This is a genomic window from Streptomyces sp. NPDC107454, assembly GCF_055582885.1.
The window spans coordinates 130,518-142,465 of sequence record NZ_JBVJPA010000022.1 but is presented as its reverse complement, the minus strand read 5'-3'; the positions used below and the strand labels follow the sequence as shown (position 1 = coordinate 142,465).

The window sequence follows — 11,948 nt, the reverse complement described above, 5'->3', positions numbered from 1 at the left end:
GACCGGGCGCGCAGCCATGGCCAAGGATCGCCGCCATGCCTGCCGTCGCCGCACATCGAGGCTCCCGTCGGAGCACACATCCGGCGCTGCGGTTCGGGCGGCTCGCGGCGATGGGTACGGTCGCGGCGCTGATCCTGATCGCGGGCGTCTGGGGTTCCTGGGGCACGGCTCAGCACGTGATGCTGAGCAAGGGCCGGGAGCAGGGGACGATGACCGTGACCGGGTGCTCCGGCGATGTCTGTACGGGGACGTACGCGCCGACCTCGACGGGGTCGCGGGCGCGGGCGCACGTCACCATCGACGAGGCGGTCGCGGTGCGCAAGGGCCGGACGTACACGGTGACCGTGAAACCCGGCAGCAGTGATGTCGTCCGTAGTGGTCCGGCGGGCGTTCTGTACGCCTGGGTCCCGTTGGGCGGCGCTCTGTTGCTCGCCTCGGTGGTGGTGGCGGGTGGTCTGCGACTGCGGCGGGCGGCGTGGGTGCTGGCGGGGGCGGGGGTCGCGCAGCTGACGGCGACGTTCCTGGTTCTGTGACCTGGTCTTGAAGTGGCGGGTGCTCGAAATGAGGGGTGCCCCGCGTTCGTACGAACGCGGGGCACCCCTTTTGCGTGAGTCCGTCAGGCCTCAGCTTGCATGAGTCCGTCAGGCCTCAGCCGGTGTTGCGCAGTCCGGCCGCCACTCCGTTCACCGTCAGGAGCAGCGCGCGGGAGAGCAGCGGGTCCGGCTCGGCGCCGGCCGCGGCCTCGTCGCGCTGGCGCTTGAGGAGCGCGACCTGGAGGTAGGAGATCGGGTCCAGGTAGGCGTCGCGGATGGAGAAGGTCTGCTGGAGGACCGGGTTGGTGTCCAGGAGCTCCTTGCCGCCGGTGACGCGCAGTACCTCGCGGACGGTCAGTTCGTGTTCGGCCTCGATGGTGGCGAAGACGTGCTTGAGGTCGTCGGGGACGAGGGTGTCGACGTAGTGGCGGGCGATCCGCAGGTCGGTCTTCGCGAGGGTCATCTCGACGTTGGAGAGGAAGTTCTGGAAGAAGTGCCACTGCTCGTGCATCTCGTCGAGCACGGTGTCCAGACCTGCCTCGCGCAGGGCCTTGAGGCCTGAGCCGACGCCGAACCAGCCGGGCACGATCTGCCGTGACTGGGTCCAGCCGAAGACCCAGGGGATGGCCCTCAGTCCGTCGAGACCGGCGCCGCTGTCGGGGCGGCGGGAGGGCCGCGAGCCGAGGTGCAGGTCGGCGAGCTGGTCGACGGGGGTGGCGGCGAAGAAGTACGCCGGGAGGTCCGGGTCCTCGACGAGTCGTCGGTAGGCGTTGTGGGCGGCGTCGGAGACGACGTCCATGGCCGCGTCCCAGCGGGCCAGCGCCTCGTCGGACTGGCGGGGGGCGGTGTGCAGGGCGGAGGCCTGGAGGGTGGCGGCGACGGTGAGTTCCAGGTTCTCGCGGGCGAGCGAGGGCACGAGGTACTTGTCGGAGATGACCTCGCCCTGCTCGGTCACCTTGATCTCGCCCTCCAGCGTGCCCCAGGGCTGCGCGAGGATCGCGTCGTGGGAGGGGCCGCCGCCGCGGCCGACGGTGCCGCCGCGGCCGTGGAAGAGACGCAGGCGTACGCCGTAGCGGTGGGCGACGTCGCGCAGGCGGCGCTGGGCGCGGTGGATCTCCCACTGGCTGGTCGTGATACCGCCGAACTTCGAGGAGTCGGAGTAGCCGAGCATGACCTCCTGGACGTCTCCGCGCAGCGCCACGAGGCGGCGGTAGGAGGGGTCGGAGAGCATGTCCTCGAGGATCGTGTCGGCGGCCTTCAGTTCGTCCGTCGTCTCCAGGAGCGGGACGATGCCGATCCTGGCCCAGCCGGCGTGCAGGTCGAGGAGGCCGGCCTCCCGCGCGAGTACGGCCGCGGCGAAGACGTCGTCGGCGCCCTGGCACATCGAGATGATGTACGACTCGATGACCTCGGGTCCGAAGATCTCGAGGGCCTTCTTGACCGTCCCGAAGACTCCGAGGGTCTTCTCGCCGGCGGCGTCGAGGGGCGCGGGGGTCGGGGCGAGCGGGCGACGGGAGCGGAGTTCCTTGGCGAGGAGCTTGGCGCGGTAGTCGCGGGGCATGTCGACGTAGCGCCAGGATTCCTCGCCGAGGCGGTCGAACAGCTGGCCGAGGGCGTGGTGGTGGGCGTCGGCGTGCTCGCGTACGTCCATGGTGGCGAGCTGGAGGCCGAAGGCGGCCAGGGTGCGGATGGTGCGGTTCATCCGGCCGTCGGCGAACAGGGCGCCGCGGTGCTCGCGCAGCGAGGTCTGGATGAGGGTGAGGTCGCGCAGGAGCTGGCCGGTGCCGAGGTAGTCGCGGCCCTCTTCGTGCGGGGTGCCGGTGGCGAGGCGCTGCTTGGTGTTCTCCAGCTTCTGCCGGATGCAGGTGGCCTTGAGCCGGTAGGGCTCCTCGGCGTTGAGTCGCTTGTAGCGGGGGCTGATCTCGGGGAGGCGCTCCAGGTCGCTCTGGAGGGATTCGAGGAGTTCCTCGGTGGCGCCGGTGTAGCGGATGGAGTTGGAGAGGAAGCCGCGGAGTTCGTCGATGACGTCCAGGGCGTCGTTGATGCCGTGTTCGTGCTGGAGGATCAGGACGTCCCAGGTGACGGCCGGGGTGACGTTCGGGTTGCCGTCGCGGTCGCCGCCGATCCAGGTGCCGAAGGTGAGCGGCCGGGTGTCGTCCGGGAGGCGCACGCCGACGCGCTCCAGTTCCGCGGTGAGGTCCTCCAGGACGTCGCCCACGGCGCCGGCGTGCAGCTCGTCCAGGTAGTAGATGGCGTTGCGGGCCTCGTCCGCGGGCTCCGGGCGGACCACGCGCAGCTCGTCCGTCTGCCACACCAGGTCGATGTTCTCGGCCAGCCGGGTGTCGTAGCGGCGGCGGTCGGCCTCGATGACGGGGGTTTCGAGGAGCGCGGCGATACGGCGCAGCTTGTTGAGGACCGAACGGCGGGCGGCTTCCGTCGGGTGGGCGGTGAAGACCGGGCGGACGTTCAGGTTCTTGACGGTCTGCTTCAGGTGTTCGGGGTCGGCGTCCTTGAGCCGGTCCGCCGTTCGGGCGAGGAGTCCGCCCTCGGCGGCCCGCTTGGCGCGCAGTTCGCGGCCGCGGTGCACCTGTTCGGTGACATTCGCCAGATGGAAGTACGTGGAGAAGGCGCGGACCAGCTTGGCCGCGGTCTCCAGCTCGGTGCCGCGCAGCAGCTCGGCGGCTGCCTCGCCGTCCTCGCGGGTCAGGCGGCGGACCTTCTCGACCAGTTCCAGGAGCTCGGGGCCCTCCTGACGGACGAGGGTCTCACCGAGCAGGTCGCCCAGGCGGCGGATGTCGGCGCGCAGTTCGCTGCTGGTCGTCGTGGTCTGGTCGTCGGCACTGCTCACAGGTGCGGCTCCTTGCAGTGTGGAAGCTCGGCTGAAGAGTGTGGAAGCTCGTCTGAAGCTCGTCAGGGAGGGAACCCGGATGGTGGTCGCGCGGCGGGGTGCCGCTTAGGGACGTGGCATCCGGGAAGAAAACAGAACGGACCGCGCTGTCCGACCGAGTCCAAGGATAGGTGTCCATGCGGACGCGCAGGCTGTTGGGCTCTTGCCGCCAGGCTGCGCGCTGCCATACTTACGACGCCGTAAGTTACGGATGCGTAGGGCCTCCCGTCAGCTGGCAGGAGGACTCTGAGGTCGCGTAACCGGCCACCTCCCCCGCCCTCGAACCCCACAGGGGATGCTCATGCCCACGAGTTCCGACGTGATCGACGACGTCCCGCGGTCGCCCGACGACGCCTCGCTCCCCGCCGCCACGCTGGGTGGCGAGCGCAAGGGGTCACTCGAACAGATCACGCTGCTTCTCTTCATCGCTGTTCCGTTCGTAGCCCTCGTGGCAGCGGTGCCGCTGGCCTGGGGCCGGGGGGTGAGCTGGCTGGACATCGGCCTGCTGGTCTTCTTCTACTACCTGGGGTGTCACGGCGTCACGATCGGCTACCACCGCTATTTCACGCACGGCTCCTTCAAGGCGAAGCGCCCGCTGCGGATCGGGCTGGCGATCGCCGGTTCGATGGCGGTCGAGGGCCCTGTGGTCCGCTGGGTCGCCGACCATCGCAAGCACCACAAGTTCTCCGACGCCGAGGGTGACCCCCACTCGCCGTGGCGCTACGGGGAGTCGGTGCCGGCCCTGATGAAGGGCCTGTGGTGGGCGCACATCGGCTGGATGTTCGACGAGGAGCGGACCTCGCAGGAGAAGTACGCGCCGGACCTGATCAAGGACCCGGCGATCCGGGCGATCTCGCGCCAGTTCATCTACTGGACGATGCTGTCCCTCGCTCTTCCCCCGCTGATCGGTGGTCTGGCGACGATGTCCTGGTGGGGCGCGTTCACCGGTTTCTTCTGGGGTTCGCTCGTCCGGGTGGCGCTGCTGCATCACGTCACCTGGTCGATCAACTCGATCTGTCACGCGGTGGGCAAGCGGCCCTTCAAGTCGCGGGACCGCTCGGGCAACGTGTGGTGGCTGGCCGTGCTCTCGTGCGGTGAGTCCTGGCACAACCTGCACCACGCGGACCCGACCTCGGCGCGGCACGGCGTGCAGCGTGGCCAGGTCGACTCCTCGGCGCGGATCATCCGCTGGTGCGAGCAGCTCGGCTGGGCGTCCGACGTGCGCTGGCCGTCACGCTCGCGTATCGATTCGAAGCGCGACACGGGCGGGTCGGCCTCCCGGGGCAAGACGGAAACCGCTGAAGCGGCATGATTGACGGCGTGGCGACCGACTCCAGCAGCACCCCGAGCAGCAGTGAAAAGCCGCGGCGTGCGCGCCGCACCCGCATGACCGGTGCGGAGCGCCGTCAGCAGCTGCTGGAGATCGGTCGCACCCTGTTCGCGGCGAAGGGCTTCGAGGGGACGTCGGTGGAGGAGATCGCGGCGAAGGCCGGAGTCTCCAAGCCGGTGGTCTACGAGCACTTCGGCGGCAAGGAGGGGCTGTACGCGGTGGTGGTGGACCGCGAGATGCGCCGTCTGCTGGACATGGTGACCGGCTCCCTCACCGCCGGTCACCCGCGTGAGCTGTGCGAGCAGGCGGCGTTCGCCCTTCTGGACTACATCGAGGAGTACACGGACGGCTTCCGGATCCTGGTCCGCGACTCGCCCATTCCCCAGTCGACGGGTTCCTTCGCGTCGCTGATCTCGGACATCGCCACCCAGGTGGAGGACATCCTGGGCCGGGAGTTCAAGCTGCGCGGCTTCGACCCGAAACTGGCTCCTCTCTACGCGCAGGCCCTGGTGGGCATGGTCGCCCTGACGGGCCAGTGGTGGCTGGACGTCCGCAAGCCCCGCAAGGCGGAGGTGGCGGCTCATCTGGTGAACCTGGCCTGGCACGGCCTGGACGGTCTGGAGCCGAAGCCGCGTTTGATCGGGCATCGCAAGTCCTAGGACCCGGGCCGCTCCGCGGACCCGAACGGCTCCGTGGATCCGAGTGGCTCCAGGAACTCCAGTCGGTTGCCGACGGGGTCTTCGGAGTAGAAGCGGCGGTGGCCGGGGAGGTTGTCGTCCCAGGTGACCTCGGCCTGGTGGGCCCGCAGGTGGGCGGCGAACGCCTCGATGCCGGTGACGCGCAGCCCGGGGTGGGCCTTCTTCGCGGGCCGGAAGTCCTTCTCGACCCCCAGGTGCAGCTGGACGGCCCCCGCGCGGAACCAGCAGCCGCCGCGGGCGGCGAGGACGGGCGGTTTGGGGATCTCGGTCATGCCGAGTACCTCGATGTAGTACTCGCGCAGGAGGTTCTCCGAGCCGGGCGGGGCCGCGAGCTGGACGTGGTCGACGGCGGCGAGCATCCGCTCACGCTCCCTTGTGCGCCACGGCGAACAGGCGGCGGAAGGGCAGCACCGTGCCGTACGGGGCCGTCGGATAGGCGTCGCGGAGCAGGTCGCGGTATTCGGTGACGAAGGCGTCGCGGGCTTCCGGGTCGTCGGCGAGGGCCGTGAGCACGGGGCGCAGCCCTGTGCCCTTCACCCAGTCCAGTACCGGATCCTCACCGGTCAGGATCTGCTCGTACGTCGTCTGCCAGACGTCCGTGTCGCAGCCGAGGCGGGCCAGCCGGTCCAGGTAGACCAGTGGTTCGTGGACGGAGTCCTCGTGTCGCAGGACGTCTTCGAGGCGGTCCTTCCAGCGGGCGGAGGCGGCGAGCTCGCGCATCAGGGCGTGCAGGGGTGCGTCGATGTTGTCGGGGACCTGGAAGGCGAAGGTGCCGCCGGGCGCCAGTGCGGCGACCCAGTCGCGGAAGCGCTCCAGATGCCCGGGCACCCAGTGCAGCGCCGCGTTCGACACGATCAGGTCGTACGTCTCCGTGGGCGCCCAGGTCGCGGCGTCCGCGTGGGCGAAGTCGAGGCGTCCGCCGCCGGCCGTGGGGCCCGCGTACGCCTGTGTCCTGTCGAGCATCTCGGGGGAGTTGTCGTACCCGGTGATGCGCGCGGTGGGCCAGCGGTCGGCGAGGAGGGCGGTCACGTTGCCGGGGCCGCAGCCGAGGTCGGCGATGCGGGGCGGGGTGCCGGGGAGGTCGGGGACCCGGGCGAGGAGGTCGGTGAACGGGCGGGCGCGGTGGCCGGCGTGGCGCAGGTACTGGGCGGGGTCCCAGGTGGGAGTGGTCATGTCTGCTACTTTCCCGCCCCATGTATCTCGATGTCAAGAAGCTTGATATCAAGAGACTTCATGTCGACACAACCACTACACTGATCGTCATGGAGGACGAGGTCGATCGGCTGGTCGCAGCATGGCGCCGGGAGCGCCCTGACCTCGACGTGGAACCGCTCGAGGTACTCAGCCGGGTGAGCAGGCTCGCCCGGCACCTGGACCGCGCCCGACGGCTGGCGTTCTCCGAGCACAGCCTGGAGCCCTGGGAGTTCGACGTGCTGACCGCACTGCGGCGCGCGGGCTCCCCGTACCAGCTCTCCCCCGGCCAGCTGCTCACACAGACGCTCGTCACCTCCGGCACGATGACCAACCGCATCGACCGGCTGACGAAGAAGGGCCTGGTGGAGCGCCTCCCGGACCCGAGCGACCGCAGGGGCGTTCTCGTGCGCCTCACGGACGAGGGGCGCGATCGCGCCGACCAGGCGCTGGCCGGACTTCTCGACCAGGAGCGCGCGATCCTGGCCGAACTCAGCAGGGCGCAGCGCGGTGAACTCGCGTCCCTGCTACGCCAGCTGACCGCCCCGTTCGACAACATCCCCGGCTAGGTCGACGGGTCCGACCCCGGCCCGGCGGGCGAGGGCGACCGCGGCGAGCGTCGAGTGGACGCCCAGCTTCCCCAGCACGTTCTGCATATGGGTCCGGACGGTGTGCGGGGAGAGGAACAACCGCTCCGCGACGGCCTTCCGTCCCAGCCCCGCGACCATGCACCGCAGCACTTCCCGCTCCCGCGGCGTGAGCGACTCGACCAGCCGCTCGCTCTCGGTGCGGTGCTTGCGTGCGGCGGTCAACTCCCGCAGGACGCCGGTGAGCAGGGCGGGCGGCAGATGCGTCTCGTCGCGCAGCACACCCCGTATGACGGTCAGCAGCCGCGACAGGGAACAGTCCTTGGCGACCCACCCCGAGGCGCCGGCCTGCAGTGCGAGGGCGGCGCGGCGCGGATCGTCCTTCTCGGCGAGGACGACGATGCGCACGCTCGCCTGCCCCGAACGGACGCCCGCGACCAGCGAGATGCCGTCGACGAGCCCGTCCTCGTTGCCCTCCTGGACCGGCACGGCAGGACGGGCGCCGGGCAGATTGCCGCCCAGGTCGGCGTCGACGAGCAGTACGTCGAATCTGCGGCCCTCCGCGGACGCCCGCTCCAGGCAGCGCAGCGCGGCCGGGCCGCTGCCTGCGGCGGACACGTCGACGTCGGGCTCGGCGGCCAGTGCGGCGGCGAGCGACTCGGCGAAGATGCGGTGGTCGTCGACGACCAGGACACGGATGCGAACCACTGATACCCCCACTGGTCGGGGGACGGACCGGCGCAGGTACGACACCCGAAGTGATCCCGAGCCCGCTCGAACTCGGAAAACGGAGTGCCGCAGCCGCACGGCCGCCGCCGTGCTGGAACTGCTACCCCCACTTCGGGCGTCGTACCCGACTGTCTCGCCCCCTGATCAGCACCGGCCCCCACCGGCGCTGTTCACAGGGTACGACCGGGGGCTCGCAGCGGAAGGCAATTTGCAGAACTGATTGGCCAGCGCGTTTATGGTGAGCCGTATGTTTCGTATGGAGACAGGAGACGACAAAGACCGGCGTGATCTGCTCCGTCGGCGGCTGCGCGACACGAACACACAGGCGTCCCCGGTCCTGCGCGCTCTGCGCGGCACCCCTGCCGAACGGGAACTTCCGCTCCACGTCTGGGCCTTGGACGCCGACGGGGCGCTCGCGGGCGGGCTCGTCGGCCACACCTGGACGACATGGCTGCACGTGACATACCTCTGGGTGGACGCGCCCCACCGCGGCGCGGGCCTCGGCGGCCGGCTCCTCGCCGAGGCCGAGCGCCTCGCCCGCGAGGAGCGCGGCTGCCGCAACTCCCGCCTGGAAACCTGGGACTTCCAGGCCCCCGAGTTCTACAAGAAACACGGCTACGAGGTGGTGTGCGTGATCCCCGACTATCCCCCGGGAATCACGGAATACACCTTGACCAAGCCGTTGCCGTGACCAGAACGCGCAACAGGCGTCAGCTCAGGCGGCGGGCGCCTGCCGACGGCACCGCCGGGAAGACCCGAGGAGCCGTGTAACCGGCGGAGCCGAACGCCTCGGTCACCGCCTTCGTCACCGTGTCCACATCCGCCGACTCCACCAGCACGATGGCCGAGCCGCCGAAGCCGCCCCCGGTCATCCGCGCCCCCAGCGCCCCCGCGGCGTTGGCCGTGGCGACCACCAGGTCCAGTTCCTCGCAGGAGATCCGCAGGTCGTCCCGGAGCGAGGCGTGCCCGTCCGTGAGGACCGGACCGATGGCCCGGACGTCCCCGGCGTCCAGCAGCGCGATGACCCGCTCCACCCGGTGGTCGTCGGAGACGACATGGCGGACGTAACGGCGTACACGCTCGTCCGACAGGCGCGCGAGCGCCGCGTCGAGCTCCTCGTACGCGACATCCCGCAGATGCGAGACCCCGAGCTGCCGCGCGCCCTCCTCGCACCCTTCGCGCCGCTCGGCGTACGCACCGTCGCCCAGCGCGTGCTTCACCCGCGAGTCGACGACCAGCAACTCCAGCCCCTGGGAGGCCAGATCGAAGGGGACCTGCCGGATGGACAGATCGCGGCAGTCGAGGTGCAGGGCGTGCCCCTCGGTGCAGCACGCGGACGCCGTCTGGTCCATGATCCCGCAGGGCACGCCGACGAAGTCGTTCTCGGCGTGCTGGGAGAGCCGGGCCAGTTCGGGCCCGGTGAGGCCGAGTTCGTACAGGTCATTGAGGGCGAGCGCCGTCACGACCTCCAGAGCGGCGGAGGAGGACAGGCCCGCCCCCGTCGGCACGGTCGAGGCGAGGTGCACGTCCGCGCCCGTCACCGCGTGCCCCGCCTCGCGCAGCGCCCACACCACGCCCGCCGGGTACGCGGCCCAGCTGGTGTTGGTCAGCGGCGCCAGCTCGTCGACATGCAGTTCGACGACCGGGCCCTCGATGTCGGCGGAGTGCAGCCGCAGCACCCCGTCCGTGCGCCGCGACACCGCCGCCACCGCCGTGTGCGGCAGGGCGAGCGGCATCACGAACCCCTCGTTGAAGTCCGTGTACTCGCCGATCAGGTTGACCCGCCCCGGCGCCGCCCAGACGCCTTCCGGTGCGGTCCCGTACAGCTCCTCGAACCCCTCGCGAACGCCCACCGAATTACCTACCGCTCCTTGTTCTGAGCGAACGCCCACGCGTCCGCGACGATCCCCGCGAGATCCGCGCGGGACGGGTTCCAGCCGAGCCGCTCGCGCGCGGTCGCCGCCGAGGCGACGAGCACGGCCGGGTCCCCGGCCCGGCGCGGGGCCATGACCTCGGGGATGGGGTGCCCCGTGACCTGGCGGACGGTCTCGATGACCTCGCGGACGGAGAAGCCGTTGCCGTTGCCGAGATTGCAGATGAGGTGCTCACCGGCGGTGGCCGCCTCGACGGCCAGCAGGTGCGCCTCCGCCAGGTCCGCCACGTGGATGTAGTCACGGACGCAGGTGCCGTCCGGCGTCGGATAGTCGTCGCCGAAGACGGAGATCGCCTCCCGCCGCCCCTGCGCGACCTGGAGGACGAGCGGGATGAGGTGCGACTCGGGGGCGTGGCGCTCGCCCTGCGCCCCGTAGGCGCCGGCCACGTTGAAGTAGCGCAGCGACACCGCGCCCAGCCCGTGGGCCGCCGCCTCGCCGGTGATCATGTGGTCGACGGCGAGCTTGGAGGCGCCGTAGGGGTTGGTGGGCCTCGTCGGCGCGGACTCGACGATCGGGGTCTGCTCCGGCTCGCCGTACGTGGCGGCCGTGGAGGAGAAGACCAGCTTGCGCACGCCCGCCTCGCGCATCGCCGTGAGCAGCGCCATGGTGCCGCCGACGTTGTTGTCCCAGTACTTCTCGGGCTTCACGACGGACTCGCCGACCTGCGAGAACGCGGCGAAGTGCAGCACGGCGTCGTACGAGGAGTCCAGCCACTTGCCGGCGTCGCGGATGTCGCCCTCGATGAAGGAAGCGCCCGCAGGGACGCCCTCGCGGAAGCCCGTGGACAGGTTGTCGAGGACCGTCACCTCATGACCGGCCTCGATCAGATGCTGCGCGACCACGCTGCCGACATAGCCCGCGCCACCCGTGACCAGGTACTTCCCACTCATGAACTCGCTACCTCTCGCAGTCGCTGGGCCGCGGCTTCCGGCGGCACGTCGTTGATGAACACGCTCATGCCGGACTCGGAACCCGCGAGGAACTTCAGCTTGCCGGAAGTGCGGCGAATGGTGAAAAGCTCGAGGTGAAGCGCGAAGTCGTCCCTGTTCACGCCCTCGAACTCGGCCAGCGCGCCGAACGGCGCCTGGTGCCAGGCGGCGATGTACGGCGTCGGAGGCTCCCCTTCACCGAAGATCCGGTCGAAGCGCCTCAAGAGTTCCAGATAGACCTGGGGGAACTCTGTGCGGGCCTCCTCGTCGAGCCCGAGCAGGTCGGGCACCCGCCGCTTGGGGTAGAGGTGGACCTCGTAGGGCCAGTGCGCGGCGTACGGCACGAAGGCGACCCACTGCTCGGTCTCCAGGACGATCCGGTCGCCCTCGGCGAGTTCGCGTGCGACGACGTCGTCGAAGAGGTTCTGGCCGCCGGTGGCCTCCTTGTGCGCGGCCAGCGAGCGCAGCATCAGGGCCGTACGCGGGGTGGTGAACGGGTAGCCGTAGATCTGCCCGTGCGGATGGCCGAGGGTGACGCCGATCTCCTCGCCACGGTTCTCGAAACAGAAGACCTGTTCGACGGAGGAGAGATGGGACAGCTCCGCCGTGCGGTCCGTCCACGCCTCCAGGACGAGCCCCGCCTGCTCCTCGGTGAGGTCGGCGAAGGACGAGTCGTGATCGGAGGTGAAGCAGACGACCTCGCAGCGCCCGGAGTCGCCGGCGAGCGAGGGGAAACGATTCTCGAAGACGACGACGTCGTACGAGGAGTCCGGGATCTCGCTCAACCGGTCGCCCTGCGAGGGGCACAGCGGGCACTCGTTCGCCGGGGGGTGGTAGGTGCGCCCCTGGCGGTGCGAGGCGATCGCGACCGAGTCGCCGAGGAGCGGGTCCCGGCGGACCTGGGAGCTGGTGACGGTGGGCTCCAGCGGGCGGCGGTCCACCGCGTCGCGCACCTTGTCGTCGCGTGAGTCGTAGTAGATCAGCTCACGACCGTCGGCGAGCCGGGTCGAGGTCTTCTTCACCGCTGGACTCCTCATCCACACCACACCCAACCATCAAACATAACCGAACACAACAAACCACAAAGCAACAGGGACGTCAATGCCTGCGGGGGTTTGGGGGGTGTCGGT

At 70.2% G+C, this 11,948-nt stretch carries 12 protein-coding genes; 5 read left to right on the top strand and 7 right to left on the bottom strand.

All coding sequences use genetic code 11. The features are described 5' to 3' along the window. The first annotated feature begins 35 nt into the window (after positions 1-35). The gene (locus ACZ69M_RS42715) at positions 36-533 is read left to right on the top strand and encodes a hypothetical protein (protein WP_470058649.1); all 498 of its coding nucleotides are present in this window, start codon (positions 36-38) and stop codon (positions 531-533) included. A 115-nt stretch (positions 534-648) separates the two neighbouring features. Here ACZ69M_RS42715 and ppc read toward each other — a convergent pair whose 3' ends face one another. Beyond that, positions 649-3,381 carry a phosphoenolpyruvate carboxylase gene (ppc, locus tag ACZ69M_RS42710; RefSeq protein WP_470058647.1) on the bottom strand — a complete coding sequence of 911 codons (2,733 nt, stop codon included), beginning with the start codon at positions 3,379-3,381 and terminating at the stop codon, positions 649-651. Positions 3,382-3,721: 340 nt separating this feature from the next. On the opposite strand from ppc, the gene ACZ69M_RS42705 reads away from it, so the two are divergent. Then, entirely contained in the window at positions 3,722-4,732 is a 1,011-nt protein-coding gene (locus ACZ69M_RS42705) for an acyl-CoA desaturase (RefSeq protein WP_470058645.1), read from the top strand. After that, on the top strand, positions 4,729-5,409 hold the full coding sequence (locus ACZ69M_RS42700) for a TetR/AcrR family transcriptional regulator (protein ID WP_054233024.1): 681 nt from the start codon (positions 4,729-4,731) through the stop codon (positions 5,407-5,409). Before ACZ69M_RS42705 ends, ACZ69M_RS42700 begins: the two co-directional genes overlap by 4 nt. On the opposite strand, the gene ACZ69M_RS42695 is transcribed toward ACZ69M_RS42700, so the two are convergent. Together ACZ69M_RS42695 and ACZ69M_RS42690 are read right to left on the bottom strand one after the other, a co-directional pair. Then, complete coding sequence (locus ACZ69M_RS42695; RefSeq protein WP_470058642.1) at positions 5,406-5,807, bottom strand: VOC family protein; 402 nt, start codon at positions 5,805-5,807, stop codon at positions 5,406-5,408. The two genes, ACZ69M_RS42700 and ACZ69M_RS42695, sit on opposite strands and share 4 nt — an antisense overlap. 4 nt (positions 5,808-5,811) lie before the next feature. Continuing rightward, positions 5,812-6,621: a trans-aconitate 2-methyltransferase gene (locus ACZ69M_RS42690; RefSeq protein ID WP_470058640.1), complete on the bottom strand. Its 810-nt coding sequence runs from the start codon at positions 6,619-6,621 to the stop codon at positions 5,812-5,814. A gap of 89 nt (positions 6,622-6,710) precedes the next feature. On the opposite strand from ACZ69M_RS42690, the gene tamR reads away from it, so the two are divergent. Further along, the gene (gene tamR, locus ACZ69M_RS42685; RefSeq protein WP_060901813.1) at positions 6,711-7,208 is read left to right on the top strand and encodes a MarR family transcriptional regulator TamR; all 498 of its coding nucleotides are present in this window, start codon (positions 6,711-6,713) and stop codon (positions 7,206-7,208) included. Here the strand turns inward: tamR and ACZ69M_RS42680 are convergent. Then, on the bottom strand, positions 7,167-7,934 hold the full coding sequence (locus tag ACZ69M_RS42680; RefSeq protein ID WP_470058638.1) for a LuxR C-terminal-related transcriptional regulator: 768 nt from the start codon (positions 7,932-7,934) through the stop codon (positions 7,167-7,169). The genes tamR and ACZ69M_RS42680 overlap by 42 nt on opposite strands. Positions 7,935-8,190: 256 nt before the next feature. Between ACZ69M_RS42680 and ACZ69M_RS42675 the strand changes: the two genes are divergently transcribed. Continuing rightward, positions 8,191-8,646 carry a GNAT family N-acetyltransferase gene (locus ACZ69M_RS42675; RefSeq protein ID WP_470058636.1) on the top strand — a complete coding sequence of 152 codons (456 nt, stop codon included), beginning with the start codon at positions 8,191-8,193 and terminating at the stop codon, positions 8,644-8,646. 19 nt (positions 8,647-8,665) lie between these two features. Here ACZ69M_RS42675 and galK read toward each other — a convergent pair whose 3' ends face one another. Genes galK through galT form a run of 3 tightly spaced genes read right to left on the bottom strand, consistent with a single transcriptional unit; the run spans position 8,666 to position 11,840 of the window. Continuing rightward, complete coding sequence (gene galK / locus ACZ69M_RS42670; protein ID WP_470058634.1) at positions 8,666-9,808, bottom strand: galactokinase; 1,143 nt, start codon at positions 9,806-9,808, stop codon at positions 8,666-8,668. A gap of 8 nt (positions 9,809-9,816) precedes the next feature. Further along, positions 9,817-10,779: a UDP-glucose 4-epimerase GalE gene (gene galE, locus ACZ69M_RS42665; RefSeq protein ID WP_470058632.1), complete on the bottom strand. Its 963-nt coding sequence runs from the start codon at positions 10,777-10,779 to the stop codon at positions 9,817-9,819. Beyond that, on the bottom strand, positions 10,776-11,840 hold the full coding sequence (gene galT, locus ACZ69M_RS42660; RefSeq protein WP_470058630.1) for a galactose-1-phosphate uridylyltransferase: 1,065 nt from the start codon (positions 11,838-11,840) through the stop codon (positions 10,776-10,778). The genes galE and galT overlap by 4 nt, the downstream gene beginning before the upstream one ends. Positions 11,841-11,948 lie beyond the last annotated feature (108 nt).

Excerpts from the sequence above, each read along its gene's own strand:
- ACZ69M_RS42700 (WP_054233024.1), top strand. The coding sequence starts at position 4,729 with ATGATTGACGGCGTGGCGACCGACTCCAGCAGCACCCCGAGCAGCAGT.
- ACZ69M_RS42690 (WP_470058640.1), bottom strand. The coding sequence starts at position 6,621 with ATGACCACTCCCACCTGGGACCCCGCCCAGTACCTGCGCCACGCCGGC.
- ACZ69M_RS42705 (WP_470058645.1), top strand. The coding sequence starts at position 3,722 with ATGCCCACGAGTTCCGACGTGATCGACGACGTCCCGCGGTCGCCCGAC.
- tamR (WP_060901813.1), top strand. The coding sequence starts at position 6,711 with ATGGAGGACGAGGTCGATCGGCTGGTCGCAGCATGGCGCCGGGAGCGC.
- ACZ69M_RS42675 (WP_470058636.1), top strand. The coding sequence starts at position 8,191 with ATGGTGAGCCGTATGTTTCGTATGGAGACAGGAGACGACAAAGACCGG.
- galE (WP_470058632.1), bottom strand. The coding sequence starts at position 10,779 with ATGAGTGGGAAGTACCTGGTCACGGGTGGCGCGGGCTATGTCGGCAGC.
- ACZ69M_RS42695 (WP_470058642.1), bottom strand. The coding sequence starts at position 5,807 with ATGCTCGCCGCCGTCGACCACGTCCAGCTCGCGGCCCCGCCCGGCTCG.
- ACZ69M_RS42715 (WP_470058649.1), top strand. The coding sequence starts at position 36 with ATGCCTGCCGTCGCCGCACATCGAGGCTCCCGTCGGAGCACACATCCG.